This window comes from Rothia sp. 27098_8_161 (genome assembly GCF_041432905.1).
In the GTDB taxonomy this organism is placed as follows: Bacteria; Actinomycetota; Actinomycetes; order Actinomycetales; family Micrococcaceae; genus Rothia.
The window spans coordinates 120,521-140,584 of record NZ_JAPWAL010000002.1 but is presented as its reverse complement, the minus strand read 5'-3'; the positions used below and the strand labels follow the sequence as shown (position 1 = coordinate 140,584).

General features: G+C 58.9%; 18 protein-coding genes. 4 read left to right on the top strand and 14 right to left on the bottom strand.

What is annotated here, in order from left to right; genetic code table 11:
- The first annotated feature begins 28 nt into the window (after positions 1 to 28).
- Positions 29 to 613 (top strand): hypothetical protein, encoded by a 585-nt coding sequence (locus O3648_RS01410; RefSeq protein WP_279791135.1) that lies wholly within the window; start codon positions 29 to 31, stop codon positions 611 to 613.
- The gene (locus O3648_RS01405; RefSeq protein WP_371567968.1) at positions 595 to 846 is read left to right on the top strand and encodes a phosphoglycerol transferase; all 252 of its coding nucleotides are present in this window, start codon (positions 595 to 597) and stop codon (positions 844 to 846) included. The genes O3648_RS01410 and O3648_RS01405 overlap by 19 nt, the downstream gene beginning before the upstream one ends.
- A gap of 91 nt (positions 847 to 937) precedes the next feature.
- Here O3648_RS01405 and O3648_RS01400 read toward each other — a convergent pair whose 3' ends face one another.
- Positions 938 to 1,714: a hypothetical protein gene (locus tag O3648_RS01400; RefSeq protein WP_371567966.1), complete on the bottom strand. Its 777-nt coding sequence runs from the start codon at positions 1,712 to 1,714 to the stop codon at positions 938 to 940.
- Between the two features lie 92 nt (positions 1,715 to 1,806).
- On the opposite strand from O3648_RS01400, the gene O3648_RS01395 reads away from it, so the two are divergent.
- Positions 1,807 to 2,862: an A/G-specific adenine glycosylase gene (locus tag O3648_RS01395; RefSeq protein ID WP_371567964.1), complete on the top strand. Its 1,056-nt coding sequence runs from the start codon at positions 1,807 to 1,809 to the stop codon at positions 2,860 to 2,862.
- 117 nt (positions 2,863 to 2,979) lie between these two features.
- Here the strand turns inward: O3648_RS01395 and O3648_RS01390 are convergent, their stop codons facing one another.
- From O3648_RS01390 to folP, 11 genes are all read right to left on the bottom strand, one after another.
- Positions 2,980 to 5,541 (bottom strand): ATP-dependent Clp protease ATP-binding subunit, encoded by a 2,562-nt coding sequence (locus O3648_RS01390; protein WP_279754512.1) that lies wholly within the window; start codon positions 5,539 to 5,541, stop codon positions 2,980 to 2,982.
- A 1,034-nt stretch (positions 5,542 to 6,575) separates the two neighbouring features.
- A complete protein-coding gene (locus O3648_RS01385; RefSeq protein WP_279742217.1) occupies positions 6,576 to 6,929 on the bottom strand; it encodes an Lsr2 family protein in 354 nt (117 codons plus the stop codon).
- Positions 6,930 to 7,620: 691 nt separating this feature from the next.
- The gene (lysS, locus tag O3648_RS01380) at positions 7,621 to 9,204 is read right to left on the bottom strand and encodes a lysine--tRNA ligase (RefSeq protein WP_371567960.1); all 1,584 of its coding nucleotides are present in this window, start codon (positions 9,202 to 9,204) and stop codon (positions 7,621 to 7,623) included.
- Between the two features lie 52 nt (positions 9,205 to 9,256).
- Positions 9,257 to 10,204, bottom strand: coding sequence for a pantoate--beta-alanine ligase (gene panC, locus O3648_RS01375; RefSeq protein WP_371567957.1), 948 nt, complete (start codon positions 10,202 to 10,204; stop codon positions 9,257 to 9,259).
- Complete coding sequence (locus tag O3648_RS01370; RefSeq protein ID WP_371567954.1) at positions 10,201 to 11,163, bottom strand: Rossmann-like and DUF2520 domain-containing protein; 963 nt, start codon at positions 11,161 to 11,163, stop codon at positions 10,201 to 10,203. Before O3648_RS01370 ends, panC begins: the two co-directional genes overlap by 4 nt.
- 93 nt (positions 11,164 to 11,256) lie before the next feature.
- Positions 11,257 to 13,128 carry a PH domain-containing protein gene (locus tag O3648_RS01365; protein ID WP_371567952.1) on the bottom strand — a complete coding sequence of 624 codons (1,872 nt, stop codon included), beginning with the start codon at positions 13,126 to 13,128 and terminating at the stop codon, positions 11,257 to 11,259.
- Positions 13,128 to 13,826 carry a PH domain-containing protein gene (locus tag O3648_RS01360; RefSeq protein WP_314077634.1) on the bottom strand — a complete coding sequence of 233 codons (699 nt, stop codon included), beginning with the start codon at positions 13,824 to 13,826 and terminating at the stop codon, positions 13,128 to 13,130. The genes O3648_RS01365 and O3648_RS01360 overlap by 1 nt, the downstream gene beginning before the upstream one ends.
- Positions 13,813 to 14,331, bottom strand: coding sequence for a DUF3180 domain-containing protein (locus tag O3648_RS01355; RefSeq protein WP_279742222.1), 519 nt, complete (start codon positions 14,329 to 14,331; stop codon positions 13,813 to 13,815). The genes O3648_RS01360 and O3648_RS01355 overlap by 14 nt, the downstream gene beginning before the upstream one ends.
- Positions 14,332 to 14,376: 45 nt before the next feature.
- Positions 14,377 to 14,982 (bottom strand): 2-amino-4-hydroxy-6-hydroxymethyldihydropteridine diphosphokinase, encoded by a 606-nt coding sequence (gene folK, locus O3648_RS01350; protein ID WP_279742223.1) that lies wholly within the window; start codon positions 14,980 to 14,982, stop codon positions 14,377 to 14,379.
- Positions 14,982 to 15,386, bottom strand: a complete 405-nt coding sequence (gene folB, locus O3648_RS01345; RefSeq protein WP_279742224.1) for a dihydroneopterin aldolase — start codon at positions 15,384 to 15,386, stop codon at positions 14,982 to 14,984. The genes folK and folB overlap by 1 nt, the downstream gene beginning before the upstream one ends.
- Positions 15,387 to 15,449: 63 nt before the next feature.
- Positions 15,450 to 16,409, bottom strand: a complete 960-nt coding sequence (gene folP, locus O3648_RS01340) for a dihydropteroate synthase (protein ID WP_371567948.1) — start codon at positions 16,407 to 16,409, stop codon at positions 15,450 to 15,452.
- Positions 16,410 to 16,638: 229 nt separating this feature from the next.
- On the opposite strand from folP, the gene O3648_RS01335 reads away from it, so the two are divergent.
- Positions 16,639 to 16,845, top strand: coding sequence for a hypothetical protein (locus O3648_RS01335; RefSeq protein WP_279754502.1), 207 nt, complete (start codon positions 16,639 to 16,641; stop codon positions 16,843 to 16,845).
- Between the two features lie 149 nt (positions 16,846 to 16,994).
- Here O3648_RS01335 and folE read toward each other — a convergent pair whose 3' ends face one another.
- Together folE and ftsH are read right to left on the bottom strand one after the other, a co-directional pair.
- The gene (folE, locus tag O3648_RS01330; protein WP_049347520.1) at positions 16,995 to 17,579 is read right to left on the bottom strand and encodes a GTP cyclohydrolase I FolE; all 585 of its coding nucleotides are present in this window, start codon (positions 17,577 to 17,579) and stop codon (positions 16,995 to 16,997) included.
- Complete coding sequence (gene ftsH, locus O3648_RS01325; RefSeq protein WP_371567945.1) at positions 17,566 to 19,770, bottom strand: ATP-dependent zinc metalloprotease FtsH; 2,205 nt, start codon at positions 19,768 to 19,770, stop codon at positions 17,566 to 17,568. Before ftsH ends, folE begins: the two co-directional genes overlap by 14 nt.
- Positions 19,771 to 20,064: the final 294 nt, after the last annotated feature.

Here is a 20,064-nt window from a genome sequence, read left to right as displayed (position 1 = left end):
GGAGTTACAGCTAGACAAGGATGTTAACATGCATACCTCACACATCAAGAAGCCTGTTTTCCTCGCCACGGCAGGCTTTCTGGCATCGCTCATGATGGGGAGCGCAGTTGCCCCGGCATCTGCCCTCCAGACCGCACCTGTTTCTGCAGGACACTCCGCCTACACTGCAGAAAATGTTACCGAGCAGCAGCTTGCACATGATCTCGAAGTTCTTTTCACTCGTTATGTTCCCCAGCATAATGGTCACTATTTTGTGAACTACGAAAACTTGAAGGCTGACGGACTTATCCTTCAGGCGCCCAATTTTGAACGTCTTGCACTGGCCTTCAATGGGGCTGCTGGTTCCACGAATGAAGATTATGATTCATTCGATGATGAATCGACTCAAGACGCAGATTCATTTGCACGGTGCATGATTGAAAATGTGCTGGGATTCAGCATTCCTGGACTTGTGCAAGCTACCAAAGTAGCTATTTCTGCATGGAATTGGGGCTTGGCAGCCCGTACCATCATCCGTATTGCTGGACCAGTAGCTCTCAGGAGCTTCGGCGGCCCTGCAACCATTGCATTGAGTCTTAGTTGGGGTGTATGGCAATGTCGTGGAAGCTGGTAAGTCAGAAGACAGGCGACAGGTATACTAAGCGCTCCGTTCCGTTCTTCGTGTGGGCATCCCCCATCCTGTTCCTGATTTACTTGCCGCTGCTGTGGTTCAGGGTCATCCCCAATTCTTTTGAGGTGACCGACCTGCCCACCCTACTGTTGGCGGCACTGCAGTGGACCGCTTTCGGTAGTCTGCTCGGGTACCTGGGCGAGCGCCGCTTCGCCAAACCTCGCACCTCCAAGTAATAACCATATAAAAGCTAAAGCCCCCACGCCGGAAAATATCCAGCGAAGGGGCTTTGCACACTCACACAGGGGTGAAAACTATAGACGTGAACTACTGAATCACGAAGTTCACTTGAGTCGAAGTCACACCATTCACCGTAGCAGTCGCCCAGTAAGAACCCTTCTGAGCATTCGAAGCGGAGGAGCAGCCCAGAACGTTGATCTTACGGTCCCACGCCAGGTCGGTCGCACCCTCAGAGCCTGCAGCCACGTCCGCCTTAGGCAGGGTGGTCGCCGCGCACAGGCTACGGGTGTACACCCGAGCCGCACCGGAGGTGATGTTCAGGTCCACACCGGTGTTCGTGCCCTCGCCACCGACAGCGCAGGGGGTCTTCGAGGAGTTCGTGTAGGTCACGTGGAAGGACACCTGCTCACCGGCTGCGAAGGTATGCTTCGCGGGGGTGACGGTCACCTTCAGGTCGTTCGCGGTGCAGGCCGCAACAGCAGCCGCAGTGGTCACCGAAGGGACCGGTGCGGGGGTGGTCACGCTTGCAGTGGGTGCCGCAGAAGCGGTCACCGAGGGGGTTACCGAAGCAGTAGCCGAAGCAGACGCGGTTGCAGAGGCAGTCGCACTAGTTGCAGAGGCAGTCGCACTAGTGGACGGGGTAGCCGAAGCAGTTTCTGTAGGGCGAGCACTGAAGCTCTGGAAGGGCGCACCGGAAGGCGTCGCAGTAGAGGCTACAGTGGCGTCCTTCTTGCCGTTAATCATGCCGATCATGGAGGTCACGCCAGCAACCAGCAGCAAAATAATAGCGAGCAGAGCAATAACCGCCACGATACGACGACGACGGTACACTTCGGGAGGCAGAACGGGACCATTTTCAGACATACCTCTAGGATACCGGGTTTAACCTTGAGATTCACAGTGAACTCTGTTCATGCAATTTTGGGAATATATATTCTGTGGCGTAGGCTTTTCGGATGACCTCAGAGCCCAAACGCACCACACGCACGTGCCCCGAACCTACCCTGCCTGAAGACACGAACATCAAAGCACTCCACCACCGAATCAACCAGTGGTTCCTCAACCAGGCACGCGATTTGCCGTGGCGTCGTGACGAGTGCACCCCCTGGGGAGTGATGGTCAGCGAATTCATGCTGCAGCAGACCCCCGTCAAGCGCGTGCTACCCGTGTGGGAGGAGTGGATGCGCCGCTGGCCCACCCCCGCCGACCTTGCCGCCGAGCCCGCATCGGAGGCGGTGCGCGCCTGGGGCCGCCTGGGTTACCCGCGCCGTGCGCAGCGTCTGCACGGTACCGCTGTCGCGATTGTGGAGCAGCACAGCGGTGAAGTTCCCGCCGACTATGAGGCGCTACTGGCTCTGCCGGGCGTAGGTTCTTACACGGCGGCGGCGATTAGCGTGTTCGCGTTTGGTCTGCGCGCCACGGTCATTGATACGAATATCCGTCGCGTGCATGCGCGCGCCGTGTCCGGCAAGGCGCTACCCTCCCGTTCGTTGACGGCGGCTGAGACTCGCCTGGCGGAGGCGCTCATGCCCGCCGACACCCCCACCTCCTGCCTGTGGAATGCGGCAACCATGGAGCTTGGTGCGCTGGTCTGTACGGCGAAGTCCCCAACCTGCGAGCTCTGCCCCGTGGAGGATCTGTGTGCCTGGGTTGCGGCGGGCAAGCCGGAGGCGGACTACACCCCCAAGGGCCAGAGCTGGCACGGCACGGACCGTCAGGTGCGCGGGGCGGTTATGGCGGTGTTGCGTGCGGCGCATGAGCCGGTGGATCGCGAGCTCATCCTGGGTGCGGGTGTAGCCTCGGCTGGCGACACGGCCTCTTCACCCGCTGCAGCTTCTTCGCCTGACTTGGCGTTCCCCTCGGATGCACCCGCCGCGGTGCACCACCCACTCAAGGCGTTGTATGCGCTCTCCCCCGCCGCCGAACAGCTGCAGCGCTGCTACGCGGGGCTGCTAGCGGACTCTCTGGCACGCGAGGTCGCCCAGGGCGATACAGTGCTCATCTCGCTCTAGGAATCATCTGAGTGGAGCTTCTCCTTGAGAAGACAGAAAACGACTGTGGGGCGGTACCGGATAATTCCGGTACCGCCCCACAGTCGTTTAGTACGCTAGAACTTAGCTACACAGAGCCTAGTCCTCGTCCTGAATATCAGTTGCAGGTGCTTCAGCTGCAGGAGCGTCCGCTTCGTTCAGCTCCTGCACCGAATCCAGAGCCAGCTCCTTCATCGGCTGAGAAGAGAAAACGAACTTCGCGGAGTCGCCCTCGCCCTCAGCATCCACGGTGATTTTCTCACCGGGCTTGATCTCACCGAAGAGGATCTTCTCGGAGAGTGCATCCTCAATGTTGCGCTGCATCTCGCGGCGCAACGGGCGAGCACCCATGGACGGGTCGTAACCCTTAGTGGCCATGAGAACCTTCGCAGCATTGGTCAGCTCAATAGACATATCCTGCTCCGCCAGACGCTTAGCCAGGCGACCCACGAACAGGTCCACAATCTGCAGAATCTCAGACTCGGAGAGCTGCGGGAAGACAATGATGTCGTCCACACGGTTGAGGAACTCGGGGCGGAAGTGTTCCTTGAGGTTCTCCATCACACGCGACTGCATACGCTCGTAGTCGGCGGTTGCGTCGTCCATCGCCTGGAAACCGACCGGGATGCGGCGGTTCACGTCACGCGATCCCAGATTGGTGGTCATGATGATGACGGTGTTCTTGAAGTCCACCACGCGACCCTGCGAGTCGGTCAGGCGACCGTCTTCCAGAATCTGCAGCAACGAGTTGAACAGGTCGGCGTGAGCCTTCTCCACTTCGTCGAACAGGACCACGGAGAAGGGCTTACGGCGGACCTTCTCGGTCAGCTGGCCGCCCTCATCGTAGCCGACGTAGCCGGGAGGCGCACCGAACAGACGGGAGACGGTGTGCTTCTCCTGGTACTCGGACATATCCAGGGTGATGAGCGAATCCTCATCGCCGAACAGGAACTCAGCAAGTGCCTTAGCAAGCTCGGTCTTACCCACACCGGTCGGGCCGGCGAAAATGAACGAACCACCAGGGCGGCGCGGGTCCTTCAGACCTGCGCGGGTACGACGGATAGCGCGGGACAGCGCCGCGATAGCGTGCTCCTGGCCGATGACGCGCTTGTGGAGCTCCTGCTCCATGGTCAACAGGCGGCTGGACTCTTCCTCGGTGATCTTGTAGACGGGAACACCGGTGGAAGCGGCCAGAACCTCAGAAATAACCTCGGGGGTCACGGTGCCGAATGCGTCGCCACCTTCGTGCCATGCCTTCTCGGCTTCTTCCTTCTCAGCCAGGACCTTCTGCTCCTGATCACGCAGGCCTGCAGCCTTCTCGTAATCCTGGGAGTTGATGGCGTCTTCCTTCTGCTGGCGCAACTTGGCAGCCTTCTCGTCGAGCAGCTTGATCTCCGGAGGTGCGGTCATGCGCTTGATGCGCAGACGTGCGCCCGCCTCGTCAATCAGATCGACAGCCTTATCCGGCAGGAAGCGGTCAGAGATGTAGCGTGCCGCAAGATTCACGGCAGTCTCGATTGCCTCGTCGGTAATGGTGACGCGGTGGTGTGCCTCGTACTTATCACGCACACCCTTGAGAATCTGCACGGCGAGCTCCTGAGAGGGCTCCTCAACCTGAATCGGCTGGAAGCGGCGCTCCAGGGCCGCGTCCTTCTCAATGTGTTTACGGTACTCGTCCAGGGTGGTTGCACCGATGGTCTGCAGTTCGCCTCGAGCCAGCATGGGCTTGAGGATGGAGGCAGCGTCAATCGCGCCCTCTGCGGCACCTGCACCGACGAGGGTGTGGATCTCATCGATGAACAGGATGATGTCACCGCGGGAGCGAATTTCCTTCAGGACCTTCTTCAGGCGCTCTTCGAAGTCACCGCGGTAGCGCGAACCTGCAACCAGGGAGCCGAGGTCCAGGGTGTACAGGTGCTTGTCCTTGAGGGTCTCGGGGACGTCACCGTGCACGATAGCCTGTGCCAGGCCCTCCACGACCGCGGTCTTACCGACGCCGGGCTCACCAATCAACACAGGGTTGTTCTTGGTACGGCGGGAGAGGACCTGCATGACACGTTCCATCTCCTTGTGGCGGCCGATGACCGGGTCCAGCTCGCCCTCACGTGCTGCCGCGGTGAGGTTGCGGCCGAACTGATCCAGGATGGTCGAACCCGCGGGAGTGCCTTCGCGAGAGTTACCTGCACCCACGCCGGCGGTTTCCTTATCACCGGAGTTGTTGCCGGGGTAGCCGGAAATCAGGTCCATCACAGCCTGGCGCACGGCTGCGGGTTCAGCGCCCAGCTTGACCAGCACCTGGTTTGCCACGCCCTCGTTGGCACGAACCATGCCCAGCAGGATGTGTTCGGTGCCGATGTAGCCATGGTTCAGCTGAATAGCCTCGCGCATGGACAGTTCGAGAACCTTCTTCGCGCGAGGGGTAAAGGGGATGTGGCCGTTAGGTGCCTGGGGGCCGGGGCCGACGATGTCCTGAACCTGTTCACGTACTGCGTTCAGGGTAACGCCCAATGATTCCAGGGCGCGGGCACCGATGCCTTCGCCCTCGTGAATCAGACCGAGCAGAAGGTGTTCGGTACCGATGTAGTTGTGGTTGAGCATGCGTGCCTCTTCCTGGGCAAGCACCACAACGCGCCGAGCTCGATCGGTAAAGCGTTCAAACATTTACGCACTCCTTGCATTTTCCTATTGATACAAGAGTACGTTGAGCGCGGCTGAAAGGGCGGGCTGATGGGCGTCTGTTCGCCATCAAGAGAACAGATGAGCTGTTCGAAGCGTTTTAGGCACGGTTTCGGGGCTTCTGGCGGGGTACGGGAGTGGTTTTGAGGGGGCTAGCTCACGCAGGTGGGCCTACCCTACAGGTGGATGGGCACTGCCGGTCGGTGCTGACTGTTTTTGCCGGGGCTGCCTGTGCAGAGTGTGCGCATGCAGAGTGTGTGCATATTGCCATCGGATGTACTGCGGGCAGGTGGTACGGGTGGGTTCTGAGAGACCATGGTGCCGATACGAGGGTTTACTGAAGAGGTGAACGCACAATAACCCATATAGACCAGCTCCCCAAACTGATTGTTTCCTGCAGGTGCATGAATATATTGCAGAAATTTTTAAAAATTTATACGCTTAAGTGAGAAATTTCAATAATTTGCAAAAAATACTTGCCGGACAACACGGTGCTTATTTCCCAGACAATTCCCGCATCATTTCGGCACCCCACCAAGAAATAATCCGTAATTTCCGAAAGTACCACCGAAGATGCAGGGTCCCTAATTATTCGAAAATTTCAGTCAGTACATTCCAGCCTCTTCAATGGAATACTCGACTCAACGACAGCACGAATACTACAGAGCATACCCCCGCTTTGAAGAGGTTAATGCATCATTGCCTTTAGTGTTCCTGCCGATACATGAAATCTAAATGGGGAGCCTGAACTCGACACCAGATTGGGTATCCGATTCCCTACTCTTCCTCCTGATAATTCAGAAGCGGGCATGGGCAAAGGATCAATATGTTTTACATGTAAGTAGTAAATTAGGGTGGGTGATATAAAAACACCCCACCCTCCGCAGATATGCAACACATATCAAGAAATACCGGGGTACAACTAAAGGCGGATGGTCAGAAAACCAGCCGCCTTTAGCGTCCGGAGAATTAGAGCCCTAAAGCACCAAACCCTCCGACAGCGTGAATACTGAGAGCCTTTAGCCCTGAGCCTTCATTGCTTCGTAGTATGCGTCCTGAACATCCTGGTGGATGCGGCCACGGTCAGAAACCTTGTGGCCATTAGCCTTAGCCCACTCGCGGATTGCTGCGGTCTCAGGGTTGCGCTTAACCGGAGCAGCGGTGCCACGGGGAGCACGGCTGCGCTGAGTAGCGGCACCCTGCACGCGGCGGGACTTCGCTACGAAGGGGCGGATAGCGTCACGCAGGCGAGCTGCGTTTGCAGAGGACAGATCAATTTCGTAGTGAGCGCCGTCCAGGCCAAAACGGATAGTTTCGTCTGCGGGACCGCCATCGAGATCGTCTTCCAGGATGATGCGAACCTTCTGTGCCATTGAGGCGCCTCCTCATCTGTTACATATATCCTATGGGGTAAACCCAAAAACCTCTATCGGGATTGAGAAAATAGGGCGCCGGATATATTTATGTACTAATTTTCTTTCATATAGTAACAGAAATATATTAAAGATTCCGAAAATATTCTGAGCATTGAAACAATGGACCAATCACCCGCAGCGATATATCGCTTCTGCTTCCCCCCGTTAAATCTGCACTCACTACAAGAACATTAAAGTGAAGTTCAGAGTGCAAATACTTTGGAATCTTCCAGACAGCAGACACAGCCCTCAGAGACAAAGACACCTAATAATGCACCCCCTCATCCCCCGACAATCTGAGTGCAATATAGTGCCCGTACGAGCCTGCACATTAGATCATTCGCACCATACATTTCAACTCTATTCAAAAGCAAAATTCTGCCGCCTCCCATCCCTTCATTATTTTCTATGTAACACATTCATGTATATAAGCAGAAAACCCCACCAGAGTGAATGGAACAGCATAAATCAGCACCAGAATAAGCAAAAAATCACCCTAAAACTCCCCTGACCTGTGTAAATAAACAACAAACCCAACCCCAGAAGCTATACGCCGCGCAAAAGAACACACAGAAAACGGCGGGTGGCACAGATACAACCGTATCCGCGGCACCCGCCGCTTTGACACCCTCACAGGTGAAGGGGAAGCTTAGGCCTCCGGCTTCATCAGGGGGAAGAGAATAGTCTCACGAATACCGGGCTGACGCACCACAGTACCCGGATGCTCCGGATCCTGGTCGCCCGCCAGCAGCATAATCAGACGGTCGATGCCCAAGCCCAGGCCACCCATCGGGGGTGCACCGTGCTCGAGGGCGCGCAGGAAGTCCTCATCCAGCTCCATCGCCTCATCATCACCGGCAGCAGCCAGCAGCGACTGAGCGGTCAGGCGCTCACGCTGAATGACCGGGTCAATCAGCTCGGAGAACGCGGTACCGCGCTCCATACCGCCAATAATCAGGTCCCATGCCTCGATCAGAGGCTCACCGGAACGGTGCGGACGAGCCAGCGGCTGAGCACTTGGCGGGTAATCGTACACGAAGGTCGGGTTCACCAGGGCCGGCTCAACAATCTCACCGAAAAGCTCGGTCACCAGCTTCTCAGCGTCCCACTTCGGGTCAATGTCCACCTCATGCTTCTCAGCAATCTCACGCAAAACGGATGCGTCAGTCTCCGGGGTAATCTCAACTCCCACAGCCTCGGACAGGCCCGGGTACACGCCAACCCACTTCCACTCACCGAACAGGTCAATGGTGCCGTTCTCGGTCTCAATACGCTCAGTGCCGACAGCCTTCGCGCAGCTCTGGATAATCTCCTTCATCCGCTCAGCCATCACAAACTGGTCAGCGTACGTCTCGTAGCACTCCAGGGTGGTGAACTCGGGGCTGTGGGTCGAGTCCACGCCCTCGTTACGGAACACGCGGCCAATCTCGTACACACGGTCAATACCACCAACCACTGCACGCTTAAGCGGCAATTCGGTTGCAATACGCATCGTCATCGGCTGGTCAAAAGCGTTCAGGTGAGTGCGGAACGGGCGAGCCGTCGCGCCACCGTGCACCAGCTGTAGAACGGGGGTCTCAACCTCAATGTAGCCGTGATCTTCCAGCACGCGGCGGACGGTACGGGTAATCAGGGCGCGCTTCTTCACCAACTCGCGAGCCTCCTCGCGAACCATCAGATCCAGGTAACGCTGGCGAACGCGGGTTTCCTCATTCAGGTCCTTGTGCAGAACCGGCATGGGGCGCAGCGCCTTCGACGCCATCTTCCAGTCGGTCACCATAATGGACAGCTCACCGCGGCGAGAAACAATCACGCGGCCGGTCACGAACACGTGGTCACCCAGGTCAACCAGGGACTTCCACTCAGACAGGGATTCCTCGCCAACCTCAGCCAGCGACAGCATCGCCTGGATGCGCTTGCCTTCGGTACCACCCTGCAGGGTCACAAAGCACAGCTTACCGGTGTTACGGACGAACACCACGCGGCCGCCAACATGCACCACACGGTCAGTCTCTTCCCCAGCCTTCAGCTCCTCAGCAGCCAGCTTCGGATCGTACTCGGCGCGCAGATCCTCAATGTGGTTGGGCTCCACGCGATTACCCTCAGAATCCAGCAGACCCACCGGGTATGCCTCGCGACCCGATTCGATCAGCTTCGCACGCTTCTCCAGGCGAATCTGCATCTGCTCGGACATATCAGCAATCGCCGGTGCGGCAGTGTGCTCAGTGCTCACAGTGATACCTATCTGTGTAGTGTGTTGAGGACTCTTCTAAACGAGCAAACGCTTAGCGCAGGTCCATGTTGTCAATCAGGCGGGTCGGGCCAACGTACGCAGCAACCAGTGCCAGCACTCGCTCCGACTCCTCAGTCGGCTCGCCGAAAGTCATCGGATCAACCAACTCTAAATAATCCAGGCGCACACCGGGAGTGGAATTAATCCGCTCGCGCGCACCATCCAAGTCAATCTCGTGGAAACCACGGTTCAGTGAATTCTCACGCAGCATCGCCAAGGTGCGGGACAGCACGAGAGCAGACTCACGCTCCTCATCCGACAGGTAGCCGTTACGCGAAGACAACGCCAAACCGTTATCATCACGCACAATCACCACCGGGCGCATGGTCACGTCATGGTTGAAATCGCGCACCATACGCTGAATCAGGATGTACTGCTGAGCGTCCTTCTGCCCGAAGTACGCGTTTACCTGGTGGTTACCGGCCGCGGGGCGAATAATATTGAAGAACTTATTGACCACAGTCAGCACACCATCAAAGTGACCGGGACGGGTCGCACCCTCAAACTTAGTACCCAGCTCACCGCTCGAAATGCGGATGAGCGGGTCACCATCGGGGTACATCTCTTCAACCTCGGGGGCAAAAATAATGTCAACACCGGCAGCACCGGCCAGAGCAGCATCCGCTTCGAGAGTACGAGGGTACGCCTCATAATCCTCGCCGGGGCCAAACTGCAGCGGGTTCACGAAAATGGAGGCGACCACTACATCATTCTGTTCAGCGGCACGATGCAACAGGGTTGCGTGGCCATCGTGCAGGGCACCCATGGTGGGCACATAACCCAGCATGGCGGTACGGTACTGAACATCAGTGCCATTCTGCTCCGCCTCCTGGCGGGCTACCCGGTCCAGTTCCTCCTGCGCTGCGGCAAGGGATTCGGTGATTACCGTACGGAAATCCGCAATGGTGGTCACAACTCGGGGCTTCGAAGTCTCAGTCATGACGAGAACTCCTTGTTTTCGGGGGTTGAATCATCAATATCGCCGGGCTGGTTGCATTCCGTAGAATCGCCCAGCAGATTTTCAATTCGTCCCAGTTGCTCATCGTTTAACAAACCTCTATTATGCGCCCTTTTTGCAGTTGCATGTGCCAGAGCGGCATAAGAGTCTGTAATATCACCTGTTTTTTCAGGCTCTGAATACTCATTCAGAGCCTGAAGGTGAGCCTTCACGGTACCGGCGTCTCCACGTGCCACGGGCCCGGTTAGAGCACCTTCACCGCTGGCGAGCGCATTATCCACGGCGGCTCGAACGAGCGGCCCCATATAGCGTGCCGGGTCCTCAATACCGATAGAGGCAAGCATCTGCTGGGACTGGCCCAAGATGGTCACGAGGTGGTTCGCGGCATGCGCTAAGGCTGCGTGGTAGAGCGCTCGGTCAGCCTCGGCAACGTGCACGGGTTCGCCGCCCATTTCCACCACGAGTGCCTGAGCAATCGGGATGAACGGCGCGGGTCCGGTCACAGCGAAGCAGGTGCCGTTCAGACGCTGCAAATCCACGGACATGCCGGTGAACGTCATGGCGGGGTGAATCGCCAAACCGATAGCGCCCAGCGCGGTCGCCGGTGCGAGAACCTCAGTGCCGTGACGGCCGGAGGTGTGCACCAGAATCTGACCGGCGATGATACTTCCCGAGGACGCCAGGTAGGTGATAAGGCCCGGCAACTCGTCATCAGGAACAGCAAGAATCAGCAATTCACTACGCTCAGCAATCTGCTCCACCGGCAGCAACGGCACATCGGGAAGCAGCATCGCGGCGCGCTCCTGAGAAGCCTCAGACACCGCGTGAACACCCACAATAGTGTGCTCGCAGGCGCGCAAAGCTGCACCGAGGACGGCTCCGACCCTCCCGGCTGAAATAATTCCAATGCCCAAACGCGCAGGTTTTGAATGCTGTATCACGGCTTTAAGTATATTCTCCCTTGGCAACACCCCCTGCCGCCGGTACACAACAGGAGACCGGCGGTAGGGTGTGTTTGCAGTTTTAGTAGCGGGTTAACGCACACCGTACCCATTCGCGCCGGGCACATTCGCAGCAGGCGCAGAACCCATCGCGGGTTCCGGTACTCGGTAGTAGGGCTCAATACCCTCCAGCCGAACCGTCATCAACCACACCAGGTTCTCGCAGACGCGTGGCGGCGAGTGCATCATGAGCGTACGCACCGGGCCGGGCACCGTACCGAAATGCACACTCGCGCATCCGAAGGCACGCTGCAGCGGGCCCTGACCCCAGCTTACGCTCAGCACACGGCTGACCGGAACAATCGACAGGGCACGGATAAAGTAGCCACCACGAATCAGCAGCAGGTCACCTCGCGTATGCTCACCAACACTCGAGCACGCCGCATCAGAATCAATGCAAGTGGTCGCCTGCACCGAACCGGCGGTGTAACCGACCGTGGTCACACCGTTACGCTTCCAGGTGAGCAGATCCATCCAGCGCGCCGAAGAGGGCGTCACAATCATTGCCGGAACCTGCGGCTTCTGACTCTTCAGCGAACTGTTGGCGGTATCCAGCAGCACCTGCGCCTGCACCTCATCTAGGGCGGGCAACAGCAGACGCAACACCATCACCGTCTCCTGCTTGTTGCCAACCGGTAGGGCAATATTGCGGGTCACCAGCTTCTGGTTTTCGTTCTTCTCAATACCAATACCGGCAATGGTCATCTTGATGCGGTACCAGCCAAACGCACGCCACAGGATGGGCTGCTCCACGACCAGCGCCTGAATACGCTCAACCATCACGTTCTGGGTGTGCGTGCCGGTGAAACCGTACCGCAGGGTTACACCACCCTGACCGCTGGGGGTGATTTTGAAGTTCGCGGCACCATCAAAACGTGTCCATAGGGCAACCACGTAACCGACCATAGGCGCGAAGGTACCGGGCAGTATCGCCATGAAAATGAGGAACGGGCTCTCACCCTCCAGCATTGCGGCTAAGACCGCAATGCCAACCATGAGGGCCACGGCGGGCACCAGCCACACCAGGTGCTCCAGTATGATAGAGCCAATCAGACGCACATTCGAGATGCGAAAAATCGGCGGCTGTGAGAGGTCGGCTGCGACCGGCATTGGCATACGACCGCGAGCGCCGCGGCGAGATGCTGAGGGATGCTGAGGTACAGACTGCTCGGGTGCAAACTGGTCGGGTGCGGGCTGCTGGAATCCCTGCTGAGACCCTACCTGCTGGGTGCTGTCCTGCACGGGCGCACCATAGGACGCCTCGAACGGCTGGTGCATCTGATCCGCATCCAGCATACGCTCCATCGAAATCTGCATGCTATCGGGCGACACGTCGACCGGGCGGCCAGCCGCCTCCGAACGCAGCAGGTTAATACTCGCCATCGCGGTGCGGCGCAGAACCTCCGCCTTGCGGGCTGAAACGTACTTGATGTGCAGCGCCTCCGAAGAGCCATCAGCCACCTCAAAACGCAGCTCCGACAGACCCAGCAGACGAGTCACCAGAGGACGCGAAATGTCCACGCTCTGCACGCTCTCCAGACGAATCGTGCGGTTCTTCTTGAACAGAAAACCGCTGCGGCGGTGAATCGCCAAATCGTCCAGGCTATAGCGAGTAAACCACCAGTCAATCGAGCCAGCAGCCAGAATCAGCAGGAGCACGGCAAAGCCGATGAGCTGCGAGTACGTCGTGCTGAAATAGCTGCTGTTCTCGTCAAATGCCTGCGTCAGGCGCGCGCCCCACTCGTTCGGCGGGGTGGTCAGAATATTCAGGATAATGCTCTGGAAGAAGCCGAACGCCAGCAGAATAATAAACCAGAGGTTCATAATGAACGTGCGGATATCGGCACGCCACCACTTCTGATCCTGAGAGTTCGGAGCGTTATTATTCGGAACCGGGGTACTCATTAGAGTGCCGCCATTCGCTCATCGGCGCGGCGCACTAAATCCGCACGCAGCTCCTCCGCCACGTTCAGCGGAATACCAAACAGCACCATCGTGCCGGTGGTCGTGCCCGCGGTGCGCACCGTCAGGCGGGCAACACCGCACATGCGCTCCAGCGGGCCCGAATCCACATCAACATACTGGATGCGACCGTACGGCATGGAGCTCATCGAACGGAACATGATACCGCGGCGAGCCATCAGGTGATTAGACTCCAGCGCGTAGCTGAGCGCGCGAGTACGGCGCGGAGTGGTCAGGATCCACCACAGACCCCACAGGCCAAACACCCCAATCACAGCCAGACCGATAATGCGCAGTACCTCCGGGCCGCCGAAGAACGCACCCGCACAATACATGGCAACACCCGCAAGAATCGGGAACGCCAAAGCAGAAATGGTGTGAACAAAACGAACTGTCAGGTAGCGGGAAGCTGCGGGCACCCATTGCGGCTCCAGTACGGATTGCGCGGGAACTGGCTGAGACGCATTCGGGTACGAGGCTGCGGACGGAACCTGCTGACCGTACTCTGTTTGCTGTCCATACGGGGTACCATGCTGACCATAGGGCTGCTGATACTGCCCGTTCTGCCCATAGGGGCCCTGCTGGGCGTCCTGCCCGTACTGGCCATTGGGCGAATAACTATTCTGGTTAGGAGCCGACATAGGTTCCTCCCTCTCGCGGCTTTACGGCACCGGACGAGGAGGCCACATCCTCATCATCACCCGGCGGAATACGACAACAATGCTGAGCCCACAGGCCAGCAATCAGCAAGGCAACACTGCCCACACAATTAACAAGAACCTCCCAAAAGACCACCGAAAAACCGCGCGTAGACACCATCGCCAAATGGTAGCCAAGAATCGCGCCACACCAGCCCGCCAACAGGGCACCGGTCATAATGGACCCCTGCGCATACGCCACCGCACGCGCCGCAAGAATCGGGCCCATATGCGGTGCCTTCTCACGCGTCTGAATACGACGATAACGAGCCACCTGCACACCCAGCCACACGGCACCCGCCGCAACCAGCAGGCACACCGCGCCAAGCATCCACGAAAAATTCAGCTCTCCAAAACCGGCGCCAATCATCACGGAATTCACCATAAGAGCGACAGCGGCAGCACACACCGCCGCTACAATAATCGCCCAATAGCTCAGGGGCTTCATGGTGTTTCCTTTCGGTAGGTTCCTCTACCTTCCAGGGTGCCATATTTAAGGCTGATCAGGTACCTGCATCTCACGCATATAGCTAATAGCGTCTTCATCCGCCTCAATCGGCGTACGGGACAGCTCTACAACGTTCACGACCTCGCGGCTCAGCGGTGCAGGAACCTCATCCGCACGCTCCCCCGAAGGCTTCGCACGATGCGTCACCGTCAAGCGTGCCTGCGGGTCCATCTGCGCCCACGGTACCAGCACAAAAGCACGCTCCTGCGCCCGCGGATGCGGCAGAGTCAGCACCGGATCCTCAGAGATCATGCCATCATAGTCAATCACGTCAATATCGAGGGTACGTGGGCCCCAACGCACCAGGCGCTCACGGTGATACGCCGCCTCCACCGCGTTACACAGCTTCAGCAGCTCGTAGGCCCCCAGGTCAGTGGTCACCTCAATGACCGCGTTCACGAAATCCGGCTGACCCGCTGGACCACCCACCGGGGCGGTACGGTACAGCCCGGAGGCGCGCACCAGCTGCACACCACTCGCCACCAGGTCGGCGATGGCACGCTCTAGGGTATCTTCGCTTTCGCCCAGGTTCGAGCCCAACGCCAACACCGCACGGTGCTTCTGTATACCTAGTTTCTGGGTGCCCGCCATTAACGGACGCCTTCACCGGCGACACGCTCACGGAACACGCTCACCGCTACGCACCCAAATGGCACCTCAATGGGCGCCTGCGGCTTAGAAACCTTGATTTCCACCGCGTCAATACGCTCAAAATCAGCCAAAATACCCTCGGCAATGTTCATGGCAAGGGTCTCAATCAAATCCAGCGAGCCGGTGGTAATCTCGCGGTTGATAAGCTCCGCTACCAGCGCGTAGTTCGTAGTCTTCGTCAGGTCATCGGTGGCAGCTGCGGCGGAAAAATTACTGTACAGGGTCGCGTCCACGACGAAGGGCTGGCCATCGCGCTTCTCAAAGTCGAGCACGCCGTGGTAGCCCTTGGCGGTAATGCCGGTAAGAGTGATACGGTCGTGGCGTGCGTAATCTGCCTGGGTCATTGGGGTCTCCTAGAGGGTATTCGGGTAGTCGGCGGTCGCGGGCGGGGTTTAGCTGGCAGGGCTCTAGCTAACAGAGCGCAGCGCGGAGGCGACCGTCACCGCATCCACGCTGGCGGGCACGTCGTGCACGCGCACCGCCCACACCCCGCGCGCCGCCACCAGGGCGGTCACCGCCGCAGAAGCTGCGGCACGATGCTGAGACGGGCGCGGCTCCGACAGCGACTGCCACAGTTCACGTTCAGCCTCACCCGCATCGGTTGCGGTGAAACCGCTCGCATTCAGGCGCTCAGCCAGCGCCATATCCGCCGCGGTCAGGGCGTTCGCAATAAAACGCTTGCGGGAACCGGCAATGAGCAAGCGGTGGCCCAGGTGGTGCAGCTCATCAATAGCGGCGAGCAGCTCCCAGTCCTGCATACCACCCTTCGCGAAGCCCAGACCCGGGTCAAGAATCAGGTTCTGCGGCAGCACACCGGCGGCAAGGAAACGCTCACGCAGGCCGGTCAGCTCCTCCACAACCTCGGTGACCACGCCGCGCGGGTACTCCGCCAGGCTGTTCATGGTCTGGGAGGTGCCGCGGGCGTGCATGAGGATGTACGGCACCTGCAGTTCGGCGGCGGTTTTAATCATTTCATCGCTCACGTTCAGACCGGACACATCGTTGATGATGTGTGCACCCGCGGCGATGGCGGCGCGGGCGGTCTGCGGGTTCATGGTGTCCACGCTGATAGTAGTGCCCATCTGCGCGACTGCCTCAATAACGGGCAGGATGCGGCGCTCCTCCTCCTCCGCGCTGATGCGGATTGCACCGGGGCGGGTGGACTCGCCGCCAATATCGATAATGGAGGCGCCCTCAGCGATCATGCGGGCGGCGTGGGCGATAGCATCGGTGGCGGCGTAGTGCTGTCCGCCGTCACTGAAGGAGTCGGGAGTGACGTTGAGGATGCCCATCACGAGGGTGCGTTCAGCAGCGAGCGCATCGCAGGGCAGAGAGGCTACACGAGTGGTGTGTGTGGATTCAGTCATAAATTTATCGTACCGAATCTGCGGTGCTCCCATGTGTGCCGCTGTGATTGGAAGGGCTATTGGGGCGGGGGTCGGGACACCGACGGGGCGATTCTGGTGACACAACATGCGATATTTGCATTACAGATACCTATTTAAGGGTATGCTGGGAGAGCACGCATACCGCACCGGGCGCGTTCCTAGTCGGCAGCGCGCCCCCACACATACATACTCTAGGAAGTGACTCATTGTGAATATGAAGACTGGAGCTTGGATCCTCTCCCTGGTGGCTCTTGCCGCGCTGGTGACTATTGTGCTCGCTGAAAATGCTCCCGCCGTGCGTTGGATTGCTTTCGGCACCGCAACCGGTTGCGGTTTCATTGCCCTGGGCTTGATCGTGACGCTTGTCCTGGGTTGGGATGATCCGAGCGAGGCGAAGGATAGCCTGCAGCGTTAGTGCCGGGCTCTTCTAGCTTCTGAGACATAGTATTCACTGCACCGCCGTTCAGGAGGCGACAGCTCACAACACACTCTCGGAGCACTTTGGCGATGCGAAAAGGGGCAGAGGTCTTCACCTCCGCCCCTTTTCGCGTGTCTAGAGTGCGCTTAGCGCTGCGAGAAGATCAGGCTCATCGCCTCCGCGCGGGTTGCGGTGTTCATCAGCGCACCGCGTACCGCGCTGGTCACGGTCTTCGCGCCCGGCTTACGCACACCGCGCATTGACATGCACATGTGCTCAGCCTCAATCACCACAATCGCGCCGCGCGGGTTCAGGTGCTCCTCGAGAGCCTCCACCACCTGCGTGGTCAGACGCTCCTGCACCTGCGGGCGGCGAGCGTACATATCCACCACGCGGGCAAGCTTGCTCAGACCGGTCACCTTACCGTCCGGACCGGGAATGTAACCCACATGCGCCACACCGTGGAAAGGTACCAGGTGGTGCTCACAGGTGGAGTAGAACGGGATGTCCTTCACCAGCACCATCTCAGAGTGGGCAATATCGAAGGTCGTACCCAGAATTTCGCCAGCGTCCTGGTGCAAGCCCGAGAAGAACTCCGCGTAGGCGCGCGCAACACGTGCCGGGGTCTGCTGCAGACCGTCACGGTCCGGGTCCTCACCAATCGCGAGCAGAATCTCACGGACGGCAGCCTCAATACGCGGCTGGTCGACGGCGTTCTTAGCCTCGCTCATTCTCTTCTCCATTCTGGTTCGGGGTGCCGTTCTCCGGGCGCTGCGCCGGAGGCACAGGGTAGTTCGGGTACTGCTGGGTGGGCATTGCGACGGTCGGGTCGGCATCCGGGTTGGTGACCGGCGGCTGTACGGGTGCCTGCTGTGCAGGTGCAGCCGGTGCTACAGGAACAGTAGGTGCCGTAGCAGGAGCTGCCGGTGCAGTAACAGGTGCTTCCTCAGCCTTTTCAGCTTCCTTCGCCAGCTCGCTCGGTGCCTTCACCGGCGGGATGTCGGTGCGCTCGCGGGTCAGCTTGGAGTACCAGTACTCACGCTCGGGGCGCTTGCGAACATCCTTGAAGATTTCGGCAATCTCGTTCTCGAGCAGGGTTTCCTTCTCGAGCAGGGCGAAGGCGAGGCGGTCTAGAACATCACGGTTTTCCAACAGAATCTGGAATGCCTCATCGTGTGCCTGCTCCAGCAGGGCGCGAATCTCAGTGTCGACCTTTGCCGCGGTTGCATCAGAGTAGTTGCGTGCCGAAGCGCCGCCGCCGCCGAGGAACGGTTCGGTATCTTCGCCGCCGAGCTTCACGGAACCAATCACGGCACTCATACCGTAGTCGGTAACCATCTTGCGGGCGGTGTCGGTCGCCTTCTGAATGTCGTTAGAAGCACCGGTGGACGGGTCGTGGAAGACAATTTCCTCAGCCGCACGGCCACCCATCGCGTACGCCATCTGGTCGAGCAGTTCGTGGCGGGTCGTGGAGTACTTGTCATCCTGCGGCATGACCATGGTGTAACCCAGGGCGCGACCACGCGGAAGAATAGTAATCTTCGTGACCGGCGCGGAGTTACGCAGTGCCGCCGCGACCAGGGCGTGACCGCCCTCGTGGTATGCGGTGACCTTACGTTCGTGCTCGTTCATGATGCGCGAGGAACGCTGCGGACCAGCCATGACGCGGTCAATCGCCTCGTCGATAGCGCGGTCGTCAATCACGTTACCGTTATCACGGGCGGTCAGCAGAGCCGCCTCGTTCATGACGTTCGCCAGGTCAGCGCCGGTGAAGCCGGGGGTACGCTTCGCGACCTGAGCCAGGTCAACAGTGTTAGCGATCGGCTTGCCTGCCGCGTGAACGCGCAGGATGTGTTCGCGGCCCTGCATGTCGGGTGCGTCCACACCAATCTGGCGGTCAAAACGACCAGGACGCAGCAACGCCGGGTCCAGAACATCAGGTCGGTTCGTTGCCGCAATGACGATGACGTTCGAGTTACCGTCAAAGCCGTCCATCTCAACCAGCATCTGGTTCAGGGTCTGCTCACGCTCATCATTACCGCCACCCATGCCGACGCCACGGCGGCGACCAACAGCATCAATCTCGTCGACGAAGACGATGGCGGCGGGGTCGCTCTTCGCTTCCTTGAACAGGTCTCGCACGCGGGACGCGCCCACACCTACGAACATTTCAACGAAGTCAGAGCCAGAAATCGAGTAGAACGGCACGCCAGCCTCGCCCGCCACAGCCTTGACGAGCAGGGTCTTACCGGTGCCGGGAGGGCCGTACAACAGAACGCCCTTGGGGATCTTTGCACCCAGGCGGGTAAACTTTTCGGGTTCAGCCAGGAACTCGCGGACTTCTTCCAGTTCGGCGAGCGCTTCGTCCACACCGGCGACGTCGCTAAAACGTACCTCCGGCTTGTCCTTGGTAAACTTCTTCGCGCGGGACTTGGAGAAACTCATCACGGAGGAGCCGCCTCCGATTCGTCCCATCAGGAACCAGAAGAGCACACCAAAGAGCAGAATCGGCAACAGCAGGGACACCAGGGAGCCCAGGAAGCTGTGCTCAACCGGCTGGTCCGTGTAGCTTTCCAGCTCAGCGGATTCCATTGCCTTAGCAACTTCGTTGCCGCGGGGCTGCACATAGTAGAAGCGCACCGACTTACCGTAGTTGTCGTTGCCCTTCTTGTAGTCGTCCTTAAGCTGCAGCTCGACGCGCTGGTCGCCGTCGTAAATCTTTGCGCTCTTGACCTGATGGTCGTTGAGCAGCTGAAGACCGACGTTAGTGTCCACCTGACGCGAGGGCTGAGTGAAGAAGGAGGTCATGAGGAAACCCAGCATGACCACAATAGCTACACCCGGAAAGAACCAGGAACTATGAATCAGCTTCTTCAGGAAGGCCTCCGAGCCTTTCTGCGGAGTATTGGGGTTTTGCGCCAATGCTTTGTCCTTACGTTGCGGCTGTTACCCGTTGGGGTGCGGCCTGCTAGCCGGAACACCCTACGATGCAACCTTAAATGTACCCTACCTCAGCGAGCGGCTAGGTACCGGGCTTCTCTATTTCACCTGCGGGCTAAAGGGTTGTAGCACTCGGCGGGGCTGAAAGTGCATCTTCTTCGTCGGGTATTCGCGGCGGCTGGTATCTTTGGTAGCTAGTATCGCGGCAACGGTACGTCTGGGTGGCTGCGTCTCCCGCGTCCATCTCCGGATATATCCACAGTCGGGTACAGCAAT